The sequence below is a fragment of the Sodalis sp. RH22 genome (assembly GCF_047324165.1).
In the GTDB taxonomy this organism is placed as follows: domain Bacteria; phylum Pseudomonadota; class Gammaproteobacteria; order Enterobacterales; family Enterobacteriaceae; genus Acerihabitans.
The window spans coordinates 1,921,762-1,947,757 of sequence record NZ_CP178731.1 but is presented as its reverse complement, the minus strand read 5'-3'; the positions used below and the strand labels follow the sequence as shown (position 1 = coordinate 1,947,757).

The 25,996-nt window shown below is 58.8% G+C and carries 24 protein-coding genes; 11 read left to right on the top strand and 13 right to left on the bottom strand.

Translation table 11 applies throughout. The annotated features are described in order from the left end of the window. Window positions 1–34: 34 nt before the first annotated feature. The 5 genes from ACL2XN_RS08795 to ACL2XN_RS08775 form a co-directional block, all read right to left on the bottom strand. Window positions 35–1,213 carry an FAD-dependent oxidoreductase gene (locus ACL2XN_RS08795; RefSeq protein ID WP_413730960.1) on the bottom strand — a complete coding sequence of 393 codons (1,179 nt, stop codon included), beginning with the start codon at window positions 1,211–1,213 and terminating at the stop codon, window positions 35–37. Window positions 1,214–1,416: 203 nt separating this feature from the next. After that, window positions 1,417–2,400 (bottom strand): toxin glutamine deamidase domain-containing protein, encoded by a 984-nt coding sequence (locus tag ACL2XN_RS08790; RefSeq protein ID WP_413730687.1) that lies wholly within the window; start codon window positions 2,398–2,400, stop codon window positions 1,417–1,419. Window positions 2,401–2,630: 230 nt separating this feature from the next. Continuing rightward, complete coding sequence (gene argG, locus ACL2XN_RS08785; protein ID WP_410015716.1) at window positions 2,631–3,968, bottom strand: argininosuccinate synthase; 1,338 nt, start codon at window positions 3,966–3,968, stop codon at window positions 2,631–2,633. 689 nt (window positions 3,969–4,657) lie between these two features. Next, window positions 4,658–6,439: a sensor histidine kinase gene (locus ACL2XN_RS08780; RefSeq protein WP_413730686.1), complete on the bottom strand. Its 1,782-nt coding sequence runs from the start codon at window positions 6,437–6,439 to the stop codon at window positions 4,658–4,660. Continuing rightward, window positions 6,439–7,089, bottom strand: coding sequence for a response regulator (locus tag ACL2XN_RS08775; RefSeq protein ID WP_410015714.1), 651 nt, complete (start codon window positions 7,087–7,089; stop codon window positions 6,439–6,441). The genes ACL2XN_RS08780 and ACL2XN_RS08775 overlap by 1 nt, the downstream gene beginning before the upstream one ends. A 669-nt stretch (window positions 7,090–7,758) precedes the next feature. Here ACL2XN_RS08775 and ACL2XN_RS08770 point away from each other — a divergent pair. From ACL2XN_RS08770 to ACL2XN_RS08735, 8 genes are all read left to right on the top strand, one after another. After that, window positions 7,759–8,307, top strand: coding sequence for a PTS glucitol/sorbitol transporter subunit IIC (locus ACL2XN_RS08770; RefSeq protein ID WP_410015713.1), 549 nt, complete (start codon window positions 7,759–7,761; stop codon window positions 8,305–8,307). Between the two features lie 15 nt (window positions 8,308–8,322). Further along, window positions 8,323–9,348, top strand: a complete 1,026-nt coding sequence (locus ACL2XN_RS08765) for a PTS glucitol/sorbitol transporter subunit IIB (protein WP_410015712.1) — start codon at window positions 8,323–8,325, stop codon at window positions 9,346–9,348. Window positions 9,349–9,371: 23 nt separating this feature from the next. Continuing rightward, a complete protein-coding gene (gene srlB / locus ACL2XN_RS08760; RefSeq protein WP_413730685.1) occupies window positions 9,372–9,734 on the top strand; it encodes a PTS glucitol/sorbitol transporter subunit IIA in 363 nt (120 codons plus the stop codon). 25 nt (window positions 9,735–9,759) lie between these two features. After that, entirely contained in the window at window positions 9,760–10,539 is a 780-nt protein-coding gene (gene srlD, locus ACL2XN_RS08755; protein WP_413728659.1) for a sorbitol-6-phosphate dehydrogenase, read from the top strand. A 60-nt stretch (window positions 10,540–10,599) separates the two neighbouring features. Continuing rightward, on the top strand, window positions 10,600–10,959 hold the full coding sequence (gutM, locus tag ACL2XN_RS08750) for a transcriptional regulator GutM (protein WP_410015709.1): 360 nt from the start codon (window positions 10,600–10,602) through the stop codon (window positions 10,957–10,959). A 99-nt stretch (window positions 10,960–11,058) separates the two neighbouring features. Continuing rightward, the gene (gene srlR, locus ACL2XN_RS08745) at window positions 11,059–11,832 is read left to right on the top strand and encodes a glucitol operon DNA-binding transcriptional repressor SrlR (protein ID WP_410015708.1); all 774 of its coding nucleotides are present in this window, start codon (window positions 11,059–11,061) and stop codon (window positions 11,830–11,832) included. Beyond that, complete coding sequence (gutQ, locus tag ACL2XN_RS08740; RefSeq protein WP_413722452.1) at window positions 11,825–12,790, top strand: arabinose-5-phosphate isomerase GutQ; 966 nt, start codon at window positions 11,825–11,827, stop codon at window positions 12,788–12,790. The genes srlR and gutQ overlap by 8 nt, the downstream gene beginning before the upstream one ends. Before the next feature lie 224 nt (window positions 12,791–13,014). Then, a complete protein-coding gene (locus ACL2XN_RS08735) occupies window positions 13,015–13,437 on the top strand; it encodes a DoxX family protein (RefSeq protein ID WP_410015707.1) in 423 nt (140 codons plus the stop codon). Between the two features lie 43 nt (window positions 13,438–13,480). On the opposite strand, the gene ACL2XN_RS08730 is transcribed toward ACL2XN_RS08735, so the two are convergent. From ACL2XN_RS08730 to ACL2XN_RS08695, 8 genes are all read right to left on the bottom strand, one after another. Continuing rightward, window positions 13,481–14,770 (bottom strand): arsenic transporter, encoded by a 1,290-nt coding sequence (locus tag ACL2XN_RS08730; RefSeq protein ID WP_410015706.1) that lies wholly within the window; start codon window positions 14,768–14,770, stop codon window positions 13,481–13,483. Window positions 14,771–14,904: 134 nt separating this feature from the next. After that, window positions 14,905–16,131: an MFS transporter gene (locus ACL2XN_RS08725; protein WP_413730684.1), complete on the bottom strand. Its 1,227-nt coding sequence runs from the start codon at window positions 16,129–16,131 to the stop codon at window positions 14,905–14,907. A 59-nt stretch (window positions 16,132–16,190) separates the two neighbouring features. Then, a complete protein-coding gene (locus ACL2XN_RS08720) occupies window positions 16,191–17,168 on the bottom strand; it encodes an ABC transporter ATP-binding protein (protein WP_410015704.1) in 978 nt (325 codons plus the stop codon). Further along, the gene (locus ACL2XN_RS08715) at window positions 17,165–18,202 is read right to left on the bottom strand and encodes an ABC transporter ATP-binding protein (RefSeq protein WP_410015703.1); all 1,038 of its coding nucleotides are present in this window, start codon (window positions 18,200–18,202) and stop codon (window positions 17,165–17,167) included. Before ACL2XN_RS08715 ends, ACL2XN_RS08720 begins: the two co-directional genes overlap by 4 nt. Before the next feature lie 4 nt (window positions 18,203–18,206). Continuing rightward, window positions 18,207–19,061: an ABC transporter permease gene (locus tag ACL2XN_RS08710; protein WP_413730683.1), complete on the bottom strand. Its 855-nt coding sequence runs from the start codon at window positions 19,059–19,061 to the stop codon at window positions 18,207–18,209. A gap of 66 nt (window positions 19,062–19,127) precedes the next feature. Continuing rightward, window positions 19,128–20,075: an ABC transporter permease gene (locus tag ACL2XN_RS08705; protein WP_413730682.1), complete on the bottom strand. Its 948-nt coding sequence runs from the start codon at window positions 20,073–20,075 to the stop codon at window positions 19,128–19,130. A gap of 65 nt (window positions 20,076–20,140) precedes the next feature. After that, window positions 20,141–21,706, bottom strand: a complete 1,566-nt coding sequence (locus tag ACL2XN_RS08700) for an ABC transporter substrate-binding protein (RefSeq protein ID WP_413730680.1) — start codon at window positions 21,704–21,706, stop codon at window positions 20,141–20,143. Beyond that, a complete protein-coding gene (locus ACL2XN_RS08695) occupies window positions 21,703–22,893 on the bottom strand; it encodes a M20 family metallopeptidase (RefSeq protein ID WP_410015699.1) in 1,191 nt (396 codons plus the stop codon). Before ACL2XN_RS08695 ends, ACL2XN_RS08700 begins: the two co-directional genes overlap by 4 nt. Before the next feature lie 528 nt (window positions 22,894–23,421). Between ACL2XN_RS08695 and ACL2XN_RS08690 the strand changes: the two genes are divergently transcribed. Genes ACL2XN_RS08690 through ACL2XN_RS08680 form a run of 3 tightly spaced genes read left to right on the top strand, consistent with a single transcriptional unit; the run spans window position 23,422 to window position 25,948 of the window. Then, complete coding sequence (locus ACL2XN_RS08690; RefSeq protein WP_413723419.1) at window positions 23,422–24,390, top strand: glycine betaine ABC transporter substrate-binding protein; 969 nt, start codon at window positions 23,422–23,424, stop codon at window positions 24,388–24,390. A gap of 8 nt (window positions 24,391–24,398) precedes the next feature. Next, complete coding sequence (locus ACL2XN_RS08685) at window positions 24,399–25,172, top strand: ABC transporter permease (RefSeq protein ID WP_413722457.1); 774 nt, start codon at window positions 24,399–24,401, stop codon at window positions 25,170–25,172. After that, window positions 25,169–25,948, top strand: coding sequence for an ABC transporter ATP-binding protein (locus tag ACL2XN_RS08680; protein ID WP_413728655.1), 780 nt, complete (start codon window positions 25,169–25,171; stop codon window positions 25,946–25,948). The genes ACL2XN_RS08685 and ACL2XN_RS08680 overlap by 4 nt, the downstream gene beginning before the upstream one ends. Window positions 25,949–25,996: the final 48 nt, after the last annotated feature.

The window sequence follows — 25,996 nt, the reverse complement described above, 5'->3', positions numbered from 1 at the left end:
ATAAATGACCGGATAATGGGCCGGGGCGGGGTGTCTACCGGGATGCGCCGGGTCTCGCCGAAGGCAAGGGCCGGGGAAGCTCGCGGCGAAAACCCAGCCCGATAATGCGCCCGGCGATCGCCGGCACCCAGGGCTGACGCCGCATCCAGCCGCCGATGGCGGATGGTTTGCGCGCGGGATCCCGCGGCCGGCTGTTTTTGCCGGTGAGCATAATTTGCAGCGATTGTAACGCCCAGGTGGGAAAACGCCTGCGCCGCTGCACCTTATTTAACTGACGCAGGGTGACCCGGCCCCGCGACAGCGGAAAGCTGAGAAGGTTGGCCGTCGCCACGGCATCCTGGATGGCCAGATTGACGCCGACGCCGCCGATGGGCGACATGGCATGGGCGGCATCGCCGATGCACAAGACCCCCGGCGCGGCCCAGCGCTGCAGACGATCGATGCGTATCACCAGCAGTTTAAGCTGCGACCAGTCGGCGACGGCGCCGGCCAGGCGGTCATAACCGAACGGCGCGACCTCCGCCACCCGCCGCAGCAGGGCCGCCAGTCCTTCCCCGCGCAGGGTGTCAAAACTGCCTTTGGCGATGCTATAGCCGCACTGCCAGTAGTCGCCGCGATCGAGCATGATAAAATTATTTTTCGGGCCGCCGTGGCCGCTGGCCTGTTGCGTGTCGTCGGCCTGCTTGGGCAGCCGCAGCCATATCACGTCGCGCGGCGCGCCGAATTCACGTACCGGCAGGCCGGCGGCGGCGCGTACCATGGATTGCCGTCCGTCGCCGCCCACCACCAGGGCTGCGTGGATACGCAGCGTGATACCGTCCGGCCCGGTCGCCAGCACGCCGCGCACTTGCCCGCCGGCAGTAAGCAGTTCCCGCGCCGTGGTGGCGCGCAGCAGCGTAAAGCACGGCAGGGCTTCGGCGCGCTGCGCCAGGAAATTAAGAAATTCCCACTGCGGCATAAACGCCATAAATTTACACCGGGTCGGCAGGCGGGAAAAGTCCGCCAGGGTCACGGTCTCGCCGTGGAATTCGCCGCGCAGTTTCTCCACCCGCTGGTGCGGCAGCGCCAGGAAGTCCGTCAGCAGACCGAGATGATGCAGTATCTCAAGCGTCGAAGGATGAATAGTGTCGCCGCGGAAATCGCGCAGGAAATCAACATGTTTTTCCAGCACCGTGACGGCGACGCCGGCCCTGGCCAGCAGGTAGCCCAGCATCAGGCCGGCCGGCCCGCCGCCGACGATACAGCAGCCGGTATGGATATCCGGCCGGGGCGTGTCGCCGGTGGACAGGTCGGGACGGGAAGGATTCACAGCCATAATAGGTGCCGCGGCAATAAAATGATGATAATTGATAATACGTATCAATTATCATCTTGCAAGTGAATCAGCGCCAGAACGGGCCGGCGCCAGGATGCGGCTTACCGTTTTGCGGATAGGGGGAAGCCGATATCGGCCAGGGTAATAGCGCCCTCGTCGGCCGACATCGGGCCGATAAACCGCAGCAGCTTCTGATATTTGGTGCCCTGATCAAGGGTGCCATCGAGGAGGATGTGAATTTTTTTCTGCGCGTCAATCAGATGGAGGGTATCGCCGGCTTTGACAATATTGACGGCGTGCCCGTCCACCGAGCTGAACAGCTTGTACCAGGACGGTCTCCTCAAGGCCACTACCGCATTAATATCGCCGCAATTCTTGAGTTTATCGGCTAACTGCGCGACCGAGTCGTATCGCGTCATGGCGACGTCCTGGCAGGTTTCAAACGTATTGAGGCTACCGCCGCGCATATCGGGTATTGCACCGTGTAATGTGCCCGTTTTAAACGTGTCGGCCACCGCGGTGGCGCATGACACGCAATTGGTTTGACCCACGCCATGAAACCCCAGCCAGGAGGCGACGGTGGCCAGCGGCCTTAACCAAAACGGCGGTCTGCCGCGATGGTTAACCTCCGTGAGCAGCGTATCTTGGATATAGGTTTCGAGACGGATGTTATAAATGGCATTTTTCCCCGAAGATTGTCGAAACTCTGGCGGTTGAAGGCCACCCGGCAGCTCGGTATTGCGGCAGAGTGCTTTAACGGGAGACGTGTCGCCCGCGCCTGGCGCCGGAACGTCAAAAATGCAAAATTCATCCTCTTCGTTGCTCGTGTCAGGGCCGGGGAGGGGCGCCGCTTCATTCAGCCCTTGCTGCACGATGGCCTTTGACCAAACCGCGGCGTGCTTCGACCCCGGATTATCCACAGAATGTGATGTGCTATCGAGAATTTCTTTATTAAGTGAAGTGGTGCCGCCGTTATTGATAGCGGTGATTTTGTTGGTTAAGGAAGTCCCATTATTACCAGTGATGGAAGAAAGGGCATTATCCGTTGGCAGGTAATTTGTAGCGTTCTCGTTTTCAATAAGCATGGTAACTATTTCTGCAAAGTAATAAACCATGCCTTTAATACGCTAAAAATAACGCGGAGTAAAATAAATCGGGTTTTATGGAAATTGAATTTACTGTAGCTATATTGTTAGGGTAAATAAATTAAATACAAAATGAACGATATTTGACGTGGATTATTAACGGTGGCAGGCGGTGCGGCTGATAACCCACGCTGATAATACAGCGCCGGTTATCAGAAAATATCATACTATTATTTGCCGGTCTTATCCTGCAGCTGCGGCAGGCCGCTGTTGTCGCTGGCGGACAGCAGGCCGGTGCTCATATAGTTGATCAGCTTTTCGCGGGTATCGGCGATATCCAGGTTGCGCATGGTCAACTGGCCGATACGGTCTTCCGGCGAGAAGACGGAATCGCCTTTTTCCATGGTCAGGCGCTCCGGCATATAAGTCAGGTTATCCGATACGGTATTAAGAATGGAATAATCGTTGCCGCGGCGCAGTTCCAGCGTGACTTCGCCGGTGATCTCGCTGGCAATCCAGCGCTGCGACGAGTCGCGCAGCATCAGCGCCTGGGAATCGAACCAGCGGCCCTGGTAAAGCAGGCGGCCGAGCTGGCGTCCGTTGGCGTGATATTGCGCGATGGTATCCTCATTATGGATGCCGGTCACCAGGCGTTCGTAGGCGATATGCAGCAGCGCCATGCCGGGGGCCTCATAGATGCCGCGGCTCTTGGCTTCAATAATGCGGTTTTCAATTTGGTCGCTCATGCCCAGCCCGTGGCGGCCGCCAACCCGATTGGCCTCCAGCATCAGCTCGACCTGATCGCTGAAGACGACGCCGTTAATCGCCACCGGCAGGCCGCGCTCAAAGCGCAGCGTCACTTCTTCCGCCGTGACCCGCACGCTTTCGTCCCAGAATTTGACGCCCATGATCGGATTGACGATTTTTACGCTGGAATTAAGAAACTCCAGTTCCTTGGCTTCATGGGTGGCGCCAAGGATGTTGGAATCGGTGGAGTAGGCTTTTTCCGCCGACATTTTATAATCGAACCCGGCCTGGGCCATAAATTCCGACATTTCATGGCGCCCGCCCAGCTCATCGATAAAGTCGGTGTCCAGCCAGGGTTTATAGATTTTCAGCTCGGCATTGGTCAGTAAACCATAACGATAGAAGCGCTCGATATCGTTGCCTTTGTAGGTGCTGCCGTCGCCCCAGATATTGACCCCGTCTTCCTTCATGGCGGCCACCAGCATGGTGCCGGTGACGGCGCGGCCCAGCGGCGTGGTGTTAAAGTAGGTGACGCCGGCGGTGCTGTTATGAAAGGCGCCGCACTGCAGCGCGGCGATGCCCTCCGCCACCAGTTGCCGGCGGCAATCGATAAGGCGGGCCTTTTCCGCGCCGTAGGCCAGCGCCTTGCGCGGGATGGCGTCGTAATCGTCCTCGTCCGGCTGGCCCAGATTGGCGGTGTAGGCATAAGGGACCGCCCCTTTCTGGCGCATCCACAGCAGCGCGGCGCTGGTATCCAGGCCCCCGGAGAAGGCGATACCTACGCGTTGGTTGACCGGAAGGTGCCTGAGAATCGTTTCCATTAATTAAGCCCTATAAGAAAAGTACAGCAAAATGTGCCATCGCCCGTCATCGCGTCACCCCTGGGATCCTCAATGCGAGCCAATCCTTTTTGCCATCAGATGATACCTTCATCTTAAGGAAACTGAAGCGTAAACGCTACCCTGCAATGCATTGCCCGCGCGCCGGCGGCGATGCGCCGGTTTTTATCCCGACGGCCCGCTGCCGGTAGGGGGCGCTTGGCAATAGAACCTTGGGGGAGGAAGCCATGAAAGAATAAGGGGTGGGAAATAATAAAGAAAATATTCCACCCCGTGTCGCCACCGGGTGGAATAGCTTTTGCCTTTGTAAGGATAATCCTATTCTTAATGAAATAGGCGCAACCGTTTTCTGGCTTTGATTTCGGTATATCTGTTGGGTAATCTTGTTTTGCTTTTATTTTTTTGATGCATTAATAATGAAAATACCATTAAAACCATTAACAAGATTAAACCTATTACAGGTAAAATGATTTGCATTTTATCACCTAGTGCAATATTAACGTAATCTAACTATGCTGTGTATCTAATGATATAACCTGCAGTAAACGCAGCATGCCCACAACCTGCCGCGCAATGTGCGGCAACCAGCATCCTACTGACGCAAAGTGTACGTAATCAAGGGTGGGGGCGCATACCCTGTTTACGGTATTCTCCTGATTATAATAAAGACGCTAGCCCAAAAACGGCAGATATAACGCCACTTCGGTACCCCCCGCTCCACCCTGTACCGTCAGGCGCATGCCAAGCTTACTGGCGCGCGCATGCATGCCCGCCAGTCCGCGCGAACCCGGCCGGATAAGATCGGGCAGCATGCCGTGGCCGTCGTCGGCGACCCGCACCATGACCTCATCGCCTATCGGTTTGACCTCGATGCGGATCCGGGAAGGCTGCGCATGTTGCAGCGCGTTATTAATGGCTTCCTGCACAATTCGCAGTATGGATAGCGCCGACGCCGGCGTCAGGTAGTTTAGGGCGGGAATGGGCGCCACATCCCATTCCAGGGCAATGCCCAGCGCCCTCAGGCGCGGCTGCAGCCGAAAGCGCAGGTTGCCCAGCAGCGGCAGCAGATCATGCTCGGCCAGGTCCAGCGAGTCGATAATCAAACGCAGGTCCTGTAACGACTCCTCGATATGGCGGGCCAGTTCCTCCGGGTCGGTGTCGCGGCGGCGCGCCAGGCGCAGCGCGGTTATCAGCTGCGCTCCCATACCGTCGTGCATGTCCTGCAGGATGCGCGCGCGTTCGGCGATAATTGCCGCGCGCTTTTCGATCTGGCTGCCTTCACGATCGATGATAAACCGCTCGGCAAAAAAATAGATCATGACAAAACAAAACGGCAGCGCGCCGACAAAACTCCAGCGAAAACTGTCCCAAGGCAACCATTCCATAATAATCAAATAAGACTGGGCGACGCTGAGCGTCCATATCAGCGCGGTCAGCGACAGGGCGATAAGCTTTACCGAACGGGTTGACCAGCCCCGCGCCAGCAGCAGGGCGATGGGCACCAGGCGCAGCAGTACGTGGGGCCAGGTTATCAGCCAGGCGCGATCCGTCGCCTTGCCCAGCAGCATCAGCGCCACGACGCTGATAACCGTCAGCAGGGTGAGGCCATGCAGCAACGGGGGGAACCAGCGCAGCCGCGCGCCGCAAAGGCGATAACCCGCCACGCACAGCGCCCAATACATAATGGTGGTGATCATCACCCGCAGCCCTTCCTGGGCCCCGAGGGGAATAGCCAGGTCGGCGAGATAGGCGAGCAGCGTGGCCAGCGAGGCCAGCAGGGCGAATTGGATGATGAACACGCGCTTTTGCCGCCAGGTGTAGGCCACCAGGAAACACAGGGAACCGGCAATCAGCACCAGAAGGACATAGGGGACGATGACCTGCAAAAGATACCGCTCAAACCACAGGTCACGCAGCGCCTGCGCGGGCCCCAGGCGGATGGCGGAAAGCCCGCTGCGCAGCGCGCTGTCCCCTTCCAGCCTGACGGCCAGCTGATTGTCGCCGCTGCGGAACAACCCGGCCGGCAGCACGATATATAATGGCGATTCCTTCATGGGTTCAACGTGGCGGCCAGCGGCATCATTGAAACGCACGCCCGGGTTAAGCAGCGAACCGTTAAGCCAGACTTCCCCGGCCACGGAGAGATGCGGCAGGTATAAGGCCAGCGGCTGCGCCGGCGGCGCGTCAAGATGGAAATCCAGCCGATACCAGGCAATGCCGCTAAACGCCGGGATGCGCAGACGCCAGTTATCCGGTAATGCTACCGTCTCGCCATGCCGTGCGGGCGGCGTGGCATCGCGGCTGTAGATAAACTCCGCGCGATCCAACAGCCGCGTTGCCAGCGCCGCGTCGGCGCCGCCGGCCGGGGAAGAAGACGCATCCGCAGGCGGGGTCAGGCTTAGCAGCAGCGCCAGCCCGGCCCACAGCCCGCGCCGCCGAAGAAACGGGCGCATTAGATCAGGCCCTGGTTCCGCGCCTGGATAATGGCCTCCACGCGATTATGAACGGCCAGTTTGCTATAGATATTCTTGATATGGGTGGCGACGGTATGCGTCGAGATATTCAGCATGCGTGCGGATTCCGCCACGGTAAAACCCTGGGAAATATGCCGCAGGATATCGATTTCCCGCGTCGTCAGGCCATCCGGGCGCACCGCGGCGCTGGATTTTTCCGCCGGTTCGAACCGTTTAAGCAAATGGCGGGCGATCTGCGGCGATAGCGGGGCGCCGCCGGCGTGCACCAGCTCCACCGCCCGGGCGAATTCATCAATGGCGGTATCTTTGAGCAGATATCCGCGCGCGCCGGCCTCGATGGCGCGGATAACATGGGCCTCGTCGCCGAAGATGGTGGCGACCAGTACCGCGGTGCGCGCCGCCTGCTGCTGCAGCGACTTGATCAATTCAATACCGTCGCCGTCATGCAGGCCCAGATCGATGATGGCGACATCGGGAACGGTATGCCGTAGCAACGCCCACGCCTCGCCCAGGGTGGCGACGCTTCCCGCCAGGGTCAGGCGGGGATGGCTTAACACCATGGACTCGAACTCCATGCGCATGGGTTCGTCGTCTTCAACCAGTAAAACCTTAATGCTGGAAGTATTCATGATTACGCCAAGGGGTAGCAATTAAATTAATAAGCCCAAAGAGGATGGGGAATGGTCTGCTCCTGGAGTGACCCTCCTGACACCAGGCCGGTTTATTTATTTTTTGTGATGAAATCGGCGGATTCAGTTTTACATGGAATGGCGGTATTGTGAAGAACCCGGTAACGGCGGGTTAACATTCTTATCGCTATCTTTACTTCATCAGGACGGCGGCAACGCGTAGTTGAGGCGCATGGCGAGGGGCATCCGGTTGGCGATGATTTTTGTGCGAAATAATCTGCTGATGCTGATGTTGAACTAAAGAGAATATAGGGTTTTATCACCGGCGCAGGAGCAACATAAAAGCCGTCGCTTTCAGATTAACCTCAAGTGAAAATGTCCGGATGGCGCCGGTATCGGTTTTGGCGCTTAACGCGCGCTGTCTTGTTCCTTCTTCAGCCCGTTCCGCCGGTCCCAACGGGGCCGTGATCCCCGCAATGTCATTGTCAGTATTTCATTAAGATTACAAAAACGATCAATAATATTTCATTTCAAAAGAAATAACTTTCAAAACGTGACGTATATCTAACAAACCATAACCTAAGTCGCCTATCTTAAGCAGCGCAGTACATCGACGCCCGTATTGCCAAAGGTGCTTTTCCTTGTTCGTACCCCGAAATGGAGAAAATTATGATTGACGTGATCGCCCACGGCGCCGAGTGGTTTATCGGCCTGTTTCAAAAAGGCGGTTCGGTGTTTGTCGGCATGGTTACCGGCATCCTCCCGCTGCTTATCAGTTTATTGGTCATTATGAATGCCCTGATCGTTTTTGTGGGCCAGAGCAGGATTGAACGACTGGCGCAGCGCTGCGCGGGTAATCCGCTGTCGCGGTATCTGCTGCTGCCGGTTATCGGCACCTTTGTCTTTTGCAATCCCATGACCTTAAGCCTCGGCCGCTTTATGCCGGAAAAATACAAACCCAGCTATTACGCCGCCGCCTCTTACAGCTGCCACTCCATGAACGGCCTGTTTCCCCATATCAACCCCGGCGAATTGTTTGTCTATCTCGGCATCGCCAATGGGCTGACCACGCTGAACCTGCCGCTGGGGCCGCTGGCGGTCAGCTACCTGCTGGTCGGCATGTTCACCAACTTTTTCCGCGGGTGGATAACCGATCTGACCACGTCGATTTTTGAACGCAAAATGCATATCCAACTTGATCAGCATGTCCGCTTGTAATCCCAGGAGAAGGCGATGAATACATTTATCCGTATTGAAAAAGGCGAAAGCGGCTGGGGCGGGCCCTTGCTGATTGAGGTCGTGCCGGGCAAAAAAGTGGTGTATATCACGGCGGGCACGCGTCCGGCGATTGTCGATCGCCTGAGCCGGCTCACCGGCTGGCCGGCGGTGGACGGATTCAAGGAAGGGGAACCGCCGGCGGATGAGATAGGCGTGGTGGTGATTGACTGCGGCGGCACCCTGCGCTGCGGCATTTACCCCAAGCGGCGCATTCCCACGGTCAATATCCATGCCACCGGCCGCTCCGGTCCGCTGGCGCAATTTATCCTGGAGGACATTTATGTCTCCGGCGTGCGTGAGCAGAATATCCAACCGCTGGCGGATGATGATACCCAGGCGGCCAACGCGTCGCCGCAGCCGCAGGCCGCCAACGAGCGCGTCAGGGATACCGGCACGGCGGCCAAGGGCGCCGGCCGTGATTACGACACCAGCAAAAAAATTACCGAGCAAAGCGACGGGCTGCTGGCGAAAGTCGGTATGGGCATGGGATCGGTAGTGGCGGTATTTTTCCAGGCCGGGCGCGAAACCATTGATACCGTGCTGAAAACCATACTGCCTTTTATGGCCTTTGTCTCCGCGCTTATCGGCATCATTATCGCCTCGGGACTGGGTGATTTTATCGCCCACGGCCTGACGCCGCTGGCCAATAGCCCCATCGGCCTGGTGACGCTGGCGTTGATTTGCTCCTTTCCCCTGCTATCGCCGTTTCTCGGCCCGGGGGCGGTGATAGCGCAGGTTATCGGCGTCCTGGTCGGCGTACAGATAGGCCAGGGCCATATTCCCCCCCATCTGGCGCTGCCGGCATTGTTTGCCATCAACGCCCAGGCGGCCTGCGATTTTATCCCGGTCGGCCTGTCGCTGGCCGAAGCCAAGCAGGATACGGTCCGGGTGGGGGTGCCGTCGGTACTGGTCGGTCGTTTCCTGACCGGCGCGCCGACCGTTCTGTTGGCCTGGGCGGTATCCGGTTTTATTTACCAATGAAGTCTTTTGATGAGGGTGTTTGTATGCAGACGATTTACCAGACCATCTTTACCCGCGTCGGCGAAAACGCGCGCGAGTCGCTGGCCGACAATATGCTGATTACCTTCCGCGAGGGCGCGCCGGAAGATATCGAGGCCTACTGTTTTATCCACCGCCACGGCGATATGCAGGGCGAGCTGCGGGCCGGCGAGACGCTGACCCTGGCGAACGAGGCGTTCCCCATCACCGCGGTGGGCGACGTGGCGACCAGTAACCTGCGCGAACTGGGCCATATCACCATCCGTTTTGACGGCGCCGGGCAGGCGGAATATCCCGGCACCGTCCATGTCGCGGGACCGACCCCGGCCGATATCCCCGTCGGCAGCGTATTAGCCATTTTGTCTTGATTTATTATTCTGTAGGAGCACGTGTATGAAGCAGGTTGCGGTAGTCATTGGTGGTGGTCAAACCCTCGGCGCCTTTTTATGCGCAGGGTTGGCGCAGGCCGGGTACCGGGTGGCGGTGGCCGATTTAAATGCGCAGCATGCCTGGCAGGTGGCGGCGGATATCAACGATCGCCTGGGGGAGGGAACGGCATTTGGTTTTGGCGCGGACGCGACGAACGAAGAGAGCGTGACGCGTCTGGCGCAGCAGGTCGACCAGCAGTTCGGCCAGGTCAACCTGCTGGTGTACAGCGCGGGCCTGGCCAAGGCGGCGCCTATCACCCAGTTTGCACTGGTGGATTTTGATCTGTCGTTGCAGGTGAACCTTGTGGGCTATTTCCTGTGCGCGCGCGAATTTACCAAACTCATGATCCGTGACGGCATCGCCGGGCGGATTATCCAAATAAACTCCAAGTCGGGTAAAGTGGGCAGTAAGCATAATTCGGGCTACAGCGCCGCCAAGTTCGGCGGCGTGGGACTGACTCAATCGTTGGCGCTGGATCTGGCGGAGTACGGCATCACCGTTCACTCGCTGATGCTGGGCAACTTGCTTAAATCGCCGATGTTCCAGTCGCTGTTGCCGCAATATGCGAAAAAGCTTGGCCTGCGCGCGGATCAGGTCGAACAGTATTATATCGACAAGGTGCCGTTGAAACGCGGCTGCGAGTATCAGGATGTGCTGAATATGCTGCTGTTTTATGCCAGTGACAAAGCCTCTTACTGCACCGGGCAATCCATTAATATTACCGGCGGGCAGGTGATGTTCTGACCCGCACCCACCCCGCCGGAAGCCTCCGGCGGGGCAATTATTCCTGGAGGAGATGCCCGGATGAGTGCAACGGCGCTGCTGGTGTCAATCGCGATCGTGGCCTGGATAGGCCAGATTATCCTGGGCGGATGGCAAATCCGCAGTTTCAACCGCGCTTTCGACGCCTTGTGCCTGCGGGGACACGTGGGCGTGGGCCGTTCCGCCGGCCGCTTTAAGGCCAGGGTGGTACTGGCGCTGGCTTTTGACGGCGAGCAGCGGGTATGCGATGGTTTTATCCTGCGCGGCATCACGGTATTTGCCCGGCCACGGCGGCTGACGGCGTTAATCGGCCTGTCAAAAGCACAGCTCATTCCGTATGTCATATTTCCGCGCGATCCGGCATTGCAAACCGCGCTGTCTTTAGCGATTGAACCGAAATGATGATATTTTCATTTTAAAAGGTGGTATCTTTCATTTGGAATGGTATTCAAGGTATAATCTCCGTCAGTGGCTATTTCGCCAATCGATTCGGAAATTGTTATGAAACCAAAGCAACGCCATGCGGCAATTCTGGAATACCTGCAAACGCACGGTAAAACGGCCGTGGAGGATCTTGCCAGTCGTTTTGCCACCACGGGTACCACTATACGCAAGGATTTAACCCTGCTGGAAGAAGAGGGGGCGGTTATCCGCACGTATGGCGGGGTAGTATTAAGCCGGGAGGAGGGCGATCAGCCCATCGACCGCAAGACCCATATCAATACCGCCAAGAAAAAGCAAATCGCCCGCCGGGCCGCCGGCCTGATTAACGACGGCGATTCCCTGATCTTCGATGCCGGCAGTACCGTGCTGCAAATGGTGCCCTATCTGGCGCAGTTTAATAATATCACCGTGATGACCAATAGCCTGACGATTGTCAATGAACTGGTAGAATTGGATAACGATCAGACCATCCTGATGCCGGGGGGGACTTATCGTAAAAACTCGGCATCGTTTCACGGCAGCCTGGCCGAAGCGGCGTTTTCCCATTTCAGTTTCGATAAATTGTTTATCGGCGCGGACGGGGTGGACCTGAACGCGGGCGTGACCACCTTCAACGAAGTCCACACGGTTAGCCAGGCCATGTGCCGCGCGGCGCAGCAGCTCATCCTGCTGGTGGATTCCTCTAAATTCGGTCGTAAAAGCCCCAACGTGGTCTGCGAACTGGACGCCGTCCATCTGCTGATCACCGATCGCGATATTAACCCGGTGTACCTGGCCGCGCTGCGGGAGAGGGGCATTGAAGTGATGCTGGTGGGAGAAGACGATGAGTGACCGGTTGCTGGCGTACGCGCGGGAAACCCTCGATATCGAGATCGCCGAAGCGCGGCGCCTGCGCGACCGCCTGGACGACAGCGTAACGCGCGCCTGCCGGCTGTTGCTCGGCTGCCGGGGAAAGGTGGTGATTTCCGGCATGGGCAAATCGGGGCATATCGGTAAAAAGATCGCCGCGTCGCTGGCCAGTACCGGCACGCCGGCGTTTTTTGTCCACCCCGCCGAGGCGCTGCACGGCGATTTGGGCATGATAGGCAGCCAGGACGTGGTGGTGTTTATCTCCTATTCCGGCCGCGCCCAGGAACTGAGGCTGATTTTGCCGCTGCTGGCCGAAAGCGGTATCCCGGTGGTGGCCATTACCGGCAACCTTGATTCACCGCTGGCGCAGGCCGCCGCCTGCGTGCTGGATATCAGCGTTGAGCGGGAGGCCTGCCCGATGGGGCTGGCGCCCACGTCAAGCGCGGTGAACACGCTGATGATCGGCGACGCGCTGGCGATGGCGTTGATGCGTTACCGCGGATTCGATGCCGAGCAATTCGCCCGATCGCATCCCGGCGGCAGCCTGGGGGCCAGTCTGTTGAACCGGGTGCATCATGTCATGCGCCGCGACGACCGTTTGCCCAGGATCAAGCAGCAGGACAGCGTGCTGGACGCCATGCTGGAACTGAGCCGAACCGGTCTTGGCCTGGTGGCGGTATGCGATAGCGAAAATCGGGTAGCGGGCGTATTTACCGACGGCGATCTGCGCCGCTGGCTGGTGAAAGGACATGGACTGGACGAGTGCGTCGGGCATGCCATGACCCAGCCGGGCTATCGGTTGCCGCAGGAATGGCGGGCCGGGGCGGCGCTGGCGGCGTTGCACCAGCACCATATCACCGCCGCGCCGGTCGTGGATACCGAGGGACGCCTGGTCGGCGCGCTTAATCTGCACGATTTGCATCAGGCGGGGATCGGCTGACCGGGCGCGGCTATAATCCATCGCGGTATTATTACCCACGGCAGGTTGAACTATTTTCCTCATGCTTTTATTTATCAACCGCGACAATATTGCTGTCGGCGTCATCAGATTAAATAACATGATACTTTTTTGACTATCTCTATCAGTTTATTTGATTAGATGCCGGAGAGGATATCGGTTAACGTAGCCCTACATTGTGACGAATATTATTGAAGATAACCCTTATGCTTACTGCTATTAATAACGGATTTGCACGTTTTGTGGATGGCCCCAACGCGGGTAAGCTTCTGTTACGCCTGACCTTCGGCATATTACTGTTATTTCATGGTTACGCCAAAACCCAGCACGGCGTCGGCTGGATCGCCGATTTATTGCAAAGCCACGGGTTGCCCGGTTTTATCGCCTATGGCGCCTTTATCGGCGAAATTATTGCCCCCATCATGATTATTGTCGGGTTTATGACCCGGCCGGCGGCGTTTATTATCGCTTTTAATCTGCTGGTGGCTACCCTGCTGGTTGGCATGGGGCATTTTTATAAACTCACGAATGTCGGCGCCTGGGCATTGGAAACGGAAGCGCTCTACTTTTTCGGCGGCCTGGTGATTATGCTGATAGGGCCGGGTAAATATGCTGTAATGAAAAACTGATCTTCCGGCGCGGCCGGCGAATAGCCGCTGGCCGCGCCTGGCATTAAAAGGGTAACGACAGGCGCAGGGCCAATGCCGCCAGCGTCACCAGCAGTACCGGCAGCGTCATTACCACTCCCACGCGAAAATAATAACCCCAGGAAATGCTCAGATTCTTTTTTGCCAGCACATGCAGCCACAGCAAGGTGGCCAGGCTGCCGATGGGGGTGATTTTAGGCCCGAGATCGCAGCCGATGACATTGGCGTAAATCATCGCCTGTTTAACCACGCCGGTGGCGGTGCTGCCTTCCACCGACAGCGCGCCGACCAGTACGCTGGGCAGGTTATTCATCACGGAAGATAAGAACGCGGTCAGGAATCCCGTGCCGAGCGTCGCCACCCACAGGCCCTGGCTGGCGAACCGGCTTAACAGGGCGGACAGCGCATGGGTCAGACCGGCGTTGCGCAGGCCATACACCACCAGGTACATCCCCAGGGAAAAAATAACGATTTGCCAGGGCGCGCCGCGCAGCACCCGGCCGGTATTGATGGCGCGGCCCTTTTTCGCCACCACAAACAGGATCAGCGCGCCGGCGGCGGAGATCAGGCTGACCGGAACGCCCAGCGGTTCCAGGCCGAAAAAGCCCCCCAACAGCAGGATCAGCACCACCCATCCGGTACGGAAGGTGGCCGGGTCGCGAATGGCATCCTTCGGCGCAGGCAGGCGCGCGACGTCATAGTTTGCCGGTATTTCACGCCGGAAAAACAGGTGCAGCGTAATAAGGGTGGCGGCCACGGCGGCAATATTGACCGGCACCATGACCGAGGCATAGGCATTAAAACCCAGTTTGAAATAATCGGCCGAGACGATATTCACCAGGTTCGATACCACCAGCGGCAGGCTGGCGGTATCGGCGATAAAACCCGCCGCCATGACAAACGCCAGGGTGGTGCTGCGCTTGAACCCCAGCGCCAGCAGCATGGACATCACGATTGGCGTGAGGATAAGCGCTGCGCCGTCATTGGCGAACAAGGCGGATACGGCGGCGCCCAGCAGAATGGTATAGCTGAACAGCAGCCGGCCACGGCCGTTTCCCCAGCGGCCGACATGGAGCGCCGCCCAGGAAAAAAAACCGCACTCATCGAGCAACAGACTGATAATGATAATAGCGATAAAGGTGGCGGTGGCATTCCATACTATCCGCCACACTACGGCGATATCAGCCACCTCTACCACGCCGCTCGCGAGCGCCAGCCCGGCGCCGAGCATGGCGCTCCAGCCGATGCCCAGTCCCTTGGGCTGCCAGATAACCAATACGATCGTGAAGATAAAAATTGTTACAGCCGCAGCCATGGCGCCCCGCTTAATCCGCTAAATAAACAGCGGCGGACAGAACATGGGTTGCCGTAAGGCCGCTGAACTATCGGTAGAATATAACCGCTGGAGGGCGAAAATCCTTTTTTTTTTAATCCATCATCCGCAAAATTTTATTTGCTGATGACCCTTAACGGCAGCAGCAGCGGCAGCACGCCGATAAGCAACAGCGCCACGATATTCAGCGCGGGAACGATACCAATACGATCGCCGAGCGCGCCGTAGACGATAGGCATCAGGGCTCCGCAGCCAAGGGAGATGGTATAAAAAATGGAAAAAGCGCGGGTTTGCTGGCCGGGTTTGGCGAGTTCCGCCACGGTGCCGTACAGGATGGAAGACGTGCCGTTTAGCGCGATGCCTAAGGGAATCAGCAACAGATAACTGGCGGTTAACGGGGTAAATAACAGAGCAATAATAAGCGCGGCGGTGAATATTTCACTGACGGCCACGGTGCGTAATACCCCAAGCCTGGGCGCCAGTGCGCCGCAGACTAATTTGCCGCAGGCGCCGCCGATAAAAATGGTGGTCAGCGCGAAGCCGACGCCGGCGGGCGTCGCGCCCTTGGCGGCCAGTAAAAAAGGCAGGAACGTCAGGGTGCCGGCGCGCGTGGCGTTATCCAGACTGCCGATAACGCATAAGGAGATAAAGGCTAACCGGCGTCTGGCCTCGGGGACGCGGGGCAGCGGCTGATAGGCGGCGCCTTCCCGTCCCGGCGACGGCGCAACGCCGGCTTGTCCGGCAACGCGTTGGGGCAACAAAAAGCGCAGGCCGACGGCCACCAGGATGCCCGTAACCGCGATGACCCGTACCGACCAGCCCCAGGCGATGAGTAATAATAAACCAGAAATGGCGCTGGGAATCAGGCACTTGCCGACATCGCCGAAAAAGTTATAGGTGCTTAGCGCCAGCCGGGTCTGCCGGACGGTAAAATACTGTGAAATATAGCTTGATGCCAACGGGTGCTGCACGCTGGCGCCCATGCCGCCCACGATAATCAACGCCATCAGTGGCAGGATGCCGCCGGAGAAACCATATAAAAATAACGCCGCGGACAACAGCAGCGTGCCGGCGATTAACAGCCTGCGCTCGCCAAACGCTTTGCCCAGTTCGCCCGCCGGAATCTGCCAGACGGCCAGCGAGCCGGAAAACAGCGTCTTGAGCAGCCCGATTTGCATCATCGACAGGCCGAACTGCTGCTGCCACACGGCAAACAGCAGGTAGTGCATGTCGGTCGCGCCATCATGATATAAATGCGCCAGGCTGGCCGCGCCCAGCACTTTGCGGCCGGCGCGGGCGACCGGTAAAGCCTGTTCAGGGGGGTTATCTTTCACAATGGTCATGACAATCCAGATTGGTTAGAAAACATGCCCGCCCGCCCCGGCGTTGCGGCGCGCGCCGATCAGCCGGCAAGATGGCAGGCAACATGATGCCTGTCGCCGACGCGGCGATCAATCGGCAACTGTGTAAAGCAGCGTGGCATCGCGTGCGGGCATTTGCCGCTGAAGACGCAGCCCCGGCCCGTATGCGGCCCCGTATCGGCGCGGAGGGCGGGCGTGGCGGCGACGGTTTTCAAACGCGGATGCGACGGCGGTATCGAGGCCAGCAGATAGCGGGTATAGGGATGCCGGGGGTCGGCAAACAGCGCATCCGCCGGCGCTTCCTCCACCAGGCGTCCCCGGTACATGACGCCGATGCGATCGGCGATATGGTGCACAACGCTGAGATCGTGGGCGATAAATAAGTAGGCAAGACCATTTTCCCGCTGCAGTTCCAGCAGCAGGTTCAGGATCTGCGATTGAATCGAAACATCCAGCGCCGAGACCGGCTCGTCGCAGACGATAAGCCGGGGATTGAGGATCAGCGCCTTGGCGATGCCCACGCGCTGGCGCTGTCCGCCGGAAAATTCGTGCGGATAGCGTTTGGCGTCCGCCGGGCTGAAACCCACCCTGGCGAGCAGTTGCCCGACGCGGGCCTCGCGTTCGGCGCTATTACCGATACCGTGGATAATTAACGGCTCCGCCACGCTGTAACCGATGGTACGCTTGGGATCCAGGGAGGACAGCGGATCCTGGAATATCATCTGTATATCTTTGCGCAGGGCGCGCAGGGGCGCCGCCGACAGGCTGAAAATATCGCGGCCGGCAAAATCGGCGCGCCCCGCGCTGGCGTCGGTGAGCCGCAGCAGCGTCCTGCCGGTCGTGCTTTTGCCGCTGCCGGATTCACCCACCAAGGCGTAGGTTTCCCGCTCATCAACATGAAAACTAACGTCATCCACCGCGGTGATCCAGCGAGTGCGCAGACCCTGGCGGACTTTGAATTTTTTCGTCAGGTGACTAACGCGCAACAGCGGCGGCGGGTAAACGGCAGTTGGGTTCATAATACTGTTTCCCGGTCGAGTTCTTCGGCTTTCCAGCAGCGCACGGCATGACGCGAAGCCTCCGGGCCGGCGGTCGCGCCGCCATCCCTTATCGCCGCCAGCGGCGGATGACGCCGGCATATGGCGCCGGCAAACGGGCAGCGGGGGGCGAAGCCGCAGCCGGCCGGGCTGTCGGTAAGCGGGGGCACGCTGCCCTTGATTTCCGTCAGCCGGGATTGACGCGCGCCGCGCAGCGACGGGATTGCCGCCATCAAACCCCGGGTATAGGGGTGCCGGGGCCGGTCGAATAAGGTCATGACGTCGGCTTCCTCCACCACTTCACCCAGATACATGACGATTACCCGCTGGCACATTTGCGCGACGACCGACAAATCATGGGTAATCAAAATGATGCCCATGCCGTTGGCGGCCTTAAGCGACTCCAGCAACTGCAGGATTTGCGCCTGAATCGTCACATCCAGGGCGGTGGTCGGCTCATCGGCGATAAGCAGCGCCGGATGGCAGGCCACGGCCATGGCAATCATCACCCGCTGGCGCATGCCGCCGGAAATTTCATGGGGATAAGCGGCGCAACAACGCGCCGGATCCGGGATGCCCACCTGTTCCAGCAGCGCCATCACCCGCGCGGCCCGCTGCCGGCGGGACAGGTCGGCGTGCAGTTGGAGGCTCTCGCCGATCTGGCGGCCGACGGTAAAGAGCGGGTTTAAACTCGACAGCGGATCCTGGAAAACCATCGACAGGGTATTGCCCTGGATGGCGCGCCGCTCGCGCTGCGATAGCGCCAGCAAATCGCGGCCGTTAAAGCGTACGCTGCCCTGCGCCTCGGTGATGCGGGGGTCCAGCAGCCCCATAACGGCTTCGGCGGTGACGCTTTTACCACAGCCGGATTCGCCGATAATGCCCAGGGTTTCATGCGCCTTCACGGCGAAAGAAATACCGCGCACCGGCCTGACGACGCCCTGTTCAGTGGCTATTTTGACCACCAGGTCATTCACCGCCAGCAGCGGGGCGCCGGGTATCATACTGTCTGCCATAACGCTAAGGCCTGTCTCTTAACATGCCCAACACGCGTCGCGGCAAGGGGCGGATGGTGGGATCCAGCAGGTCGCGCAGGCCGTCGCCGAGGATATTAAGGGCTAAGATCAGGATAACGATCGAGATGCCGGGAAAAAAGGTCATCCACCAGGAGGTAAAGATCACTTTTTTACCCTCCAGCAGCAGATTGCCCAGGCTGGGCATCGGCGCCGGCACACCGGAGCCGAGAAAACTTAACGCCGCCTCGGTAAGAATGGCCACGGAAAAAATAAAGGTGATCTGCACGATAAAGGGCGACATCACATTCGGCAGGATATGGCGCCAGATCATGCGCCCGTCGGTGGCGCCCTGGGCCCTCAGGCCCTCGATATAATTCTTTTCCTTAATCACCAGCGCCGCCGAGCGCACCACCCGCGCGATGGAGGGGATATATACCAGTGACAGCGCCAATACCACATTCAGGGTGTTCGGCCCCAGGATGCCGACGATGGCAATGGCCAGCAACAGGGAAGGGAAGGCAAACAGGCCGTCGCAAACGCGCATGGCGATCAGATCCACCGGCCGGTACCAGGCGGACAGCAGGCCGGTTATCAAGCCGAATACCCCGGCGGCCGCGGCGACCGACATGCCCACCAGCAGGGAGATGCGAATGGCGTAGGCCACGCGCGTCAACACATCGCGGCCAAAGTTATCGGTGCCGAACCAATGCTGCGCGGTCGGGCTTTTTAACCGGCTGAGCGGATCGAGGGCATAAAGATCGTAGGGGCTGAAATACCCCGCGGCCAGTGACAGCACGACCAGCAGCAGCAGTATCACGCCGCCGGCCAGCATCATTTTATGACGCGACAATCCCGTCATGGCGCGGCCCTCCTGGTTGCCATGGCGCGGGCGCCATGCGTTGCGAAAAAGCGGGGTGGCGGCGCATCACGCCTTCACCTTAAGGCGCGGATCGATCCACCCAAACGACAGATCGACCAGCAGGTTAATCACTACGTAGCTGGTGGTAATCAGCAGCACCGACCCCTGGATCACGGTAAAATCCCGCCGCTCGATGGAATCGATAATCAATGACCCGACGCCGGGAATGCCGAACACGCTTTCAATCACGATGGCGCCGGTGATAAGCGATCCAAAGGATTCGCCGCAGATATTCAGTACCGGGATCCAGGCGTTTTTAAACGCATGGCGCAGCAATACCCCCCGTTCGGGAACGCCTTTGGCCCGCGCGGTCTTGATGTAGTTCTCATGAAGCACGTCCAGCATGACCGCGCGGGTCATGCGCGCCAGCAGGGCGGCGATGCGGATGGCCAGCGCCAGCGCCGGCAGGAACAGGTAATGCAGGTTTTGCCACAGGCTGAGTTGGCCGGATTTATAGCCGATCACCGGAAACCAGCGCAGATGGACGGCAAAAAAGAAAATCAGGAACAGGCCGAGTAAAAAGCCCGGAATCGACAGCCCGAAGGTCGCCAGCGCCATAATCAGGCGATCGGTAAAGCGCCCGCGCCGGTAAGCCGCCGCGATGCCGCCCAGGATACCAAGCAGCATGGCCATGCCCTGCGCCAGCAACGCCAGCGATAGCGTGGGTCTAAGATGCTGCATGAACAGCGTGATCACGCTTTCCCGCATAAACAGGGAGTACCCCAGATCGCCTTGCAGGATGCGGGAAAACCATAGCCAGAACTGTTCAACCAGCGGCCGGTTAAGGCCGAGCCTGGCGCGCATCGCCAGCACGTCTTCCGGCCGGGCGTCATTGCCGAGAACCACCAGCACCGGATCGCCCGGCGCAAGATGCACCAGGCAGAACACCACCACCGCCACCACCAGCAATACCGGGATCAGCGCCAACAGCCGGTGTAACGCATACCATACCATTTGTTTATCCTTGCCCGCCGTAACCGGGCCGTCAGCGGGCCGCTAAAAAACCGACCGGGCAAAGGTTATTTATCCGGGACCTGCACATTCCATAAAATCGGGCCGATCAGGTCCGCGTAGCCCTTGACGCCGTCCTTGACGGCAATGGGTTCAGGCTGGGTATGGCCCAGCACAATCACCGGCAGGTATTGCCAGGTCAGGACGTGCAGTTGGTCCACCAGCGGTTTGGCATCCTGTAGCGAGGGCGCCTGCTTAATGCGATCCAGAACGCTGTCGATGTCCGGGCTGTTGGACCAGCCGGGGAAATTGGCCCGCGAGTCGAGGAAGGGATATTGATGCAGTACCTGGCGCATGGAGAATTCCAGGGCGCAGAGATCGAAATTTTTCGGGTCCTGGCGACGCTGCAATACCGTCGGCCAGTCATAGACATCCAGCCGGGATTTAACGCCGATTTGTTTCAGCACCTGTTGGGCCACGATCGCCAGGTTATAGAGTTCGGCATATTCCTTGGTGGCGATAATCACCACCTCCTGCCCCTGGTAGCCGGATTCCTTGACCAGCCTGCGGGCCTCGTCGAGCTTATTGACGTTATAGTAAGGTTTGCCGGCCCCGCTATACCAATCCACCTGCTGCGGAAATCCCAGGGAGGAATCGGCGCTGAAAAAACGCGGGTCGCTATAGCCGGCCAGCAGGACGCTGTTGACATCCAATGCGGTATTAAACGCCTGGCGCAGCTTGACGTCGGCGAAGGGTCCGGTTTTCTTATTGAACAAATAGGTGATAAGCGAACCGCCGGATTCCGGGGCAAATAACTGAATGCCCGGCGCCTGTTTAAGCTGGTCGATATTGTCCTTGGGCAGGTTAAACACCAGATCGTACTCGCCGGTCAGCGCGCCGGCCAGCCGGGTGGATTCATCGGTAACATACCGGAAAAAAATATCTTTCACATAGGCGTTCTTTTTGCCCGCCAGGCCGCTGGCCGGTTCACTGCGGGAAACATAACCGTCAAAGCGGGCGAGATGCAGATATTCGCCCTGTTTGAACTCCGCCAGCTGGTAGGGACCGGTGCCAATCAGCTCGGTCACCGGGCTTTTCGTCTCGTTGGCCTTATCTATGATGCTTTTTGGCATGATGGCGGCAATATTCTTCACATCGGCCAGAATATTCAGCGTGATAAGCGACGGCGTTTTCAGGGTCAATTGCACGGTCAACGGGTCGATTTTCGTAAAGGCGGCGCCCGGCAGGTTGGCTTTACCCTGGGTGGACAACGCCAGCCAGCGGTTCATGGAGGCGACAACGTCGTCCGCGGTCAGCGGCTGGCCGTTCTGGAACACGATATGGTCGCGCAGGGTAAAGGTATACACCAGCCGATCGTCGCTGAGCTGGTAATGATCGACCAGTTCCGGCACCGGCTCGAACTTATCGTTAATCACGAACAGCTCTTCGAAAATATGACGGTCGACATCCGAGGTGGCGTTATTGGTGGTCAGATAAGGATCCAGGGTGCCGGGCCGGTTGCCGTAGGCGATATTCAGGGCGCCGCCGCCGGTGGCCGGGGCGGTGTACCCGGGCAGGGCCGCGCACAGTAAAAACAGGGCGGCATGGAACCGCATGGTATTGATTAAGCTCATGCTTGCTCCTGCTTGATACGTTCGAGCAGATGCGCGTCGGTCAGCAGCCGGTAGCCGGTTTTAGCCAGCACCCGGGCGCCGGTCACCAGCGCCTGGTAGCCGCGTGGGGAATTGGCGGCTTCGCGAAACGCCACCGTATGGCCTATCAGGTCATCGGGACCTATCTTGATATAGGGATGCGCGGTAGGCACGGCATGGCTGATATCGCCGGCGTCGGTGGACCCCAGACCTTCTTTAGGCGTGAGATCCACCTGTTCGCCATGGGCGGACAGGACATCCAGCAGCAGGGTATTCAAGGTGTGGTTAATGCGAAAATCGCGCGGACCCACCTGGTGTTCTATCTCCACGCGCGTGCCGGTGGCCAGCGCCGCCCCCTCGGCAATGGCGCGGATGCGCGGCTCCAGCGCTATCACTTCCTCGCGGGTATTGGCGCGGATGTAATAATGCGCCGCGGCGAATTCCGGGATCACATTCGGGGCCTGGCCGCCATCGGTAATAATGCCGTGTACCCGAACGCTCGCAGGCAGCTGCTGGCGCAGTACGCTGATGCCGTTATAGAGCAGCACCACCGCGTCCAGGGCGTTGATGCCCAGATGCGGGGAACTGCCCGCATGGGAAGGCTTGCCGTAAAAATTAAAATAAAGATGATTATTGGCAAGCGACGGGCCCGACAGGCGCGTGCGGCCGGCGGGATGGATCATCAGCGCCGCGTCCACTCCCCGCAGGAAGCCATGTTCGACAAAACGGGCTTTGACATTGCCGTTTCGCCCGCCCGGTCCCTTTAGCCCGCCTTCCTCCGCCGGGGTGCCCAATACCACGATTTTGCCGCCGGTTTCCGGCAAGGTTTCCGCGAGCGCAATGGCGGCGGCGATGCTGGTCACGCCGATAATATTGTGTCCGCAGGCATGGCCGATGCCGATCAGGGCGTCGTATTCCGCCAGATAGGCCACCGTCGGCCCGGGTTTGCCGCTATCCCTGACGGCGTGAAATGCGGTTTCATGCCCGGCCACGTTGGATGTCACCGTAAATCCCGCCGCGGTCAGCAGGCCGGTAAGGATCTTATTGGCGTAATATTCATTATTGCCGGTTTCCGGATGCGCATGTATATCCTGGCTGACGGCAATATACGTTTCCCGCTGCCGATCAATGGCATCGTCAATCCGTTTGATCAGGGTATCGGTGGTCATGGGTAACCTCATAATGAGATAAATAGTATTAGGACATGCGCAAAACCATACACTATTTCGCAATTGAGCTTAAAATGAAAATAGCGCATAACCTTAGTGAATTTCTGGACGAAGGTTGCCGTGCGGTTATTTTTTAGAAATAAGCGGAATATTACCAAAGCGCCCAATTCGTGGGGTCCTATTATTTGGTTATAATCAAGTCAAAAATATAAAAAGTATAAATTTCAGTCTATTGAAAAGAGATTGATGAAATAATATTCTCTTTTTCTACAGCGTTGACGGAAGAGAAGAAGAATTATTTTTCACGACTGCCTAATTTATCGCCATATCGACGGTGTTGAGCGTATTGGCCGGCATATAGTCAGTTATTCACTTTGAATATTCATATCTTAGCTAAATAAGGCAGAGCCTTTGCCTTTATACTGTGCCCCGTGCTACTGGCCTAACAATAAAATGACTCGCTTTCATTTCACAGGATATTTTATGCATAAAATAATAACGGCGGCGTTTGGCGCGGCCAGCTGGTTAATGTCATTATCCCCGTCCTTTGCCGCTGCGGCGGTGCCGCAGGAAGTGCGGATTGCCTACAGCGGCGGTTCGCAAGTGCTGATGTTGGCGAAGGCGGACGGCAGTCTGGAAAAAGCGCTGGGCACCAAGGTGAAGTGGGTGCAGTTCGCCTCGGGCGCCGATGCGCTGAATTATTTCGCCAGCGATGCCATCGATATCGCCAATTTTGGTTCCAGCCCGGCCACCGCCGGCATCGTGCGCAAGCTGCCGGTGGAAATCGTCGGCATTTCCGGCGTCATTGCCACCTATGAGCGCCTGATCGGCAAACCGGGCATCAATAGCCTGCAGGATATCGAGGGCAAACGTGTGGGCTACCCGCCCAACTCCACGTCCCAGTACGCGCTGGAAGCGGCGATAGCAGTGCATAAACTCGATCGCGGCAAGATTACCCTGATCCCGCTGCGCCCGGCGGAACTGGTGGCGGCCTGGAAACGCGGCGATATCGACGCCGGTTATGTCTGGGCGCCTTTTGCCCAGGAGCTGGAAGCGTCCGGCGGCCATCAGGTGTTCGCCACCAAGGATCTGCAAAAGGACGGTTATCTGATTTATAACAACTACGTGGTACGCAAAGCCTTTGCCCGGCAATATCCTGAGATCGTGGCCAACTTCCTGAAGGTACATCAGCAAAAGGTGGATGAATTCCGCCGCGACCCCGATGCCGCCGCCGCCATTGTCGCCCGGGAAGTAGGCGCGCCCGTCACCACCGCCACCAATACCCTGTCCGGCCTGGAATATCCCTCCATCGCCGAGCAGGGCACCGCCGCCTGGCTGGGCGACGGCACCAATACCGACGGCAGCGGCATCGGACAGGCGGTGAATAAAACCGCCCATTTCCTGGAGAGCACCGGCGAGGTACGTCAACGGGATATCCCGGCCACCTGGAGCGGGGCGATTAATTCCAGCTATATCCGCCAGGCCGCGGGTAAATAAATACCGTTATGAAAGTTGTTCATCATCTTGCTATCAGCGTCGCCTCGGTGGCGCTGTTTTTCCTGCTCTGGCAAATCGCCGGGGAACGGCGCTGGGTCGACCCGCTATTGCTGCCGCCTTTGTCGGATCTGGCAGAAACTACGGTTGAGCTGTTGCGCGACGGCTACCGCCAGGTGCCGCTTTGGGAGCATATCGCGGTGAGCCTGGCGCGGGCGCTGAGCGCTTTTGCCGTCGCCATCGTGTGCGGCATCCCGCTGGGTCTGCTGATGGGGTTGTCGGCGCCCATCGCCGCCGCGCTCAACCCGTTTGTGCAGTTTTTGCGGCCCTTGCCGAAAATCGCCCTTATTCCGCTGGCGGTGGTCTGGCTGGGTATTGGCGAGTCGTCGAAATTTTTCCTTATTTTTATCGCCACTTTTCTGAGCGTGGTGGTGGGCGCCGCCGCCGCGGTGGAGCGCATCGGCGATGCCCGCATCCGCGTAGCGCAGACGCTGGGCGCCTCGCGCCGGCAGATTTTCTGGCGGGTGGTCTTGCCGGATACCTTGCCCGAGCTGTTTACCAGCGTGCGGCTGTCCATCGGCGTCGGCTGGACGTCGCTGATTGCCGCCGAACTGGTGGCGGCTACGTCGGGCCTGGGGTGGATGGTGATCAACGCCAGCGCCTATCTGCGCACCGATATCGTGATGATAGGCATCCTGCTGCTCGGCGCCATCGGTTATATGCTGGATCTGGCGATCGTGGGAGTACAGAAATGGCTGGTGCCCTGGGCGGGGAAGGACGCATGACGGCACATATCGCTGTTGAGCATATTACGCAGGTTTTTACCGGCAGGCAGGCGCCCCTGACGGTGCTGGACGATGTCTCGCTGTCACTGGCCGCCGGGGAGTTCGTGGTATTGCTCGGCCCCTCCGGCTGCGGCAAATCCACCATCCTGAATATGATTGCCGGCTTTACGCCGGTACGGCAAGGGCGGATCCTGTGCGCGGGTCGGCCGGTCAGGGGGCCGCATCCCAGCCGGGGCATGGTGTTCCAGCAGCCCAATTTATTTCCCTGGCTGTCGGTGCTGGCTAACGTCACCTTCGGCGCGCGCATGGCGGGCCGGAAAAAGGCGGCGGCCGATGCCGACGCCAATGCCTGGCTTCAGCGGGTGGGACTGGCGGGTTTTGAACAGCATGCGCCCTGGCAGCTGTCCGGCGGCATGAAGCAGCGGGTGGCGCTGGCGCGGGCCTGGCTGCCCGACCCCGACATATTGCTGATGGATGAACCCTTCGGCGCGCTGGACGCGCAAACCCGGATGATGATGCAGGAACTGCTGCGCGCCGCCTGGAAGCAAACCGGCACGACGATTTTATTTGTCACCCACGATGTGGAAGAGGCGCTGTTTCTCGCCGACCGTATCCTGGTGATGTCGGCGCGGCCGGGGAAAATCGTTGAGGAAGTGCGGGTGCCGTTCGGCCCGGAGCGGGATATCGAGACCCTGGCGCAGGCCCCAGGCTACAGCGACATTAAACAACAGGTGCTTCACCGGGTGCGGACCGAGGCCCGGCGCCATATGCTGTAATGGTGCCCGGCGCGGGAGCGAATCCGGTGAAGCACCCGCGCCGGGTAA

Bases quoted from the DNA above. Each gene is read 5' to 3' on its own strand.
- ACL2XN_RS08795 (WP_413730960.1), bottom strand. From the start codon at position 1,213: ATGCTGGGCTACCTGCTGGCCAGGGCCGGCGTCGCCGTCACGGTGCTG.
- ACL2XN_RS08790 (WP_413730687.1), bottom strand. From the start codon at position 2,400: ATGCTTATTGAAAACGAGAACGCTACAAATTACCTGCCAACGGATAAT.
- argG (WP_410015716.1), bottom strand. From the start codon at position 3,968: ATGGAAACGATTCTCAGGCACCTTCCGGTCAACCAACGCGTAGGTATC.
- ACL2XN_RS08780 (WP_413730686.1), bottom strand. From the start codon at position 6,439: ATGCGCCCGTTTCTTCGGCGGCGCGGGCTGTGGGCCGGGCTGGCGCTG.
- ACL2XN_RS08775 (WP_410015714.1), bottom strand. From the start codon at position 7,089: ATGAATACTTCCAGCATTAAGGTTTTACTGGTTGAAGACGACGAACCC.
- ACL2XN_RS08770 (WP_410015713.1), top strand. From the start codon at position 7,759: ATGATTGACGTGATCGCCCACGGCGCCGAGTGGTTTATCGGCCTGTTT.
- ACL2XN_RS08765 (WP_410015712.1), top strand. From the start codon at position 8,323: ATGAATACATTTATCCGTATTGAAAAAGGCGAAAGCGGCTGGGGCGGG.
- srlB (WP_413730685.1), top strand. From the start codon at position 9,372: ATGCAGACGATTTACCAGACCATCTTTACCCGCGTCGGCGAAAACGCG.
- srlD (WP_413728659.1), top strand. From the start codon at position 9,760: ATGAAGCAGGTTGCGGTAGTCATTGGTGGTGGTCAAACCCTCGGCGCC.
- gutM (WP_410015709.1), top strand. From the start codon at position 10,600: ATGAGTGCAACGGCGCTGCTGGTGTCAATCGCGATCGTGGCCTGGATA.
- srlR (WP_410015708.1), top strand. From the start codon at position 11,059: ATGAAACCAAAGCAACGCCATGCGGCAATTCTGGAATACCTGCAAACG.
- gutQ (WP_413722452.1), top strand. From the start codon at position 11,825: ATGAGTGACCGGTTGCTGGCGTACGCGCGGGAAACCCTCGATATCGAG.
- ACL2XN_RS08735 (WP_410015707.1), top strand. From the start codon at position 13,015: ATGCTTACTGCTATTAATAACGGATTTGCACGTTTTGTGGATGGCCCC.
- ACL2XN_RS08730 (WP_410015706.1), bottom strand. From the start codon at position 14,770: ATGGCTGCGGCTGTAACAATTTTTATCTTCACGATCGTATTGGTTATC.
- ACL2XN_RS08725 (WP_413730684.1), bottom strand. From the start codon at position 16,131: ATGACCATTGTGAAAGATAACCCCCCTGAACAGGCTTTACCGGTCGCC.
- ACL2XN_RS08720 (WP_410015704.1), bottom strand. From the start codon at position 17,168: ATGAACCCAACTGCCGTTTACCCGCCGCCGCTGTTGCGCGTTAGTCAC.
- ACL2XN_RS08715 (WP_410015703.1), bottom strand. From the start codon at position 18,202: ATGGCAGACAGTATGATACCCGGCGCCCCGCTGCTGGCGGTGAATGAC.
- ACL2XN_RS08710 (WP_413730683.1), bottom strand. From the start codon at position 19,061: ATGACGGGATTGTCGCGTCATAAAATGATGCTGGCCGGCGGCGTGATA.
- ACL2XN_RS08705 (WP_413730682.1), bottom strand. From the start codon at position 20,075: ATGGTATGGTATGCGTTACACCGGCTGTTGGCGCTGATCCCGGTATTG.
- ACL2XN_RS08700 (WP_413730680.1), bottom strand. From the start codon at position 21,706: ATGAGCTTAATCAATACCATGCGGTTCCATGCCGCCCTGTTTTTACTG.
- ACL2XN_RS08695 (WP_410015699.1), bottom strand. From the start codon at position 22,893: ATGACCACCGATACCCTGATCAAACGGATTGACGATGCCATTGATCGG.
- ACL2XN_RS08690 (WP_413723419.1), top strand. From the start codon at position 23,422: ATGTCATTATCCCCGTCCTTTGCCGCTGCGGCGGTGCCGCAGGAAGTG.
- ACL2XN_RS08685 (WP_413722457.1), top strand. From the start codon at position 24,399: ATGAAAGTTGTTCATCATCTTGCTATCAGCGTCGCCTCGGTGGCGCTG.
- ACL2XN_RS08680 (WP_413728655.1), top strand. From the start codon at position 25,169: ATGACGGCACATATCGCTGTTGAGCATATTACGCAGGTTTTTACCGGC.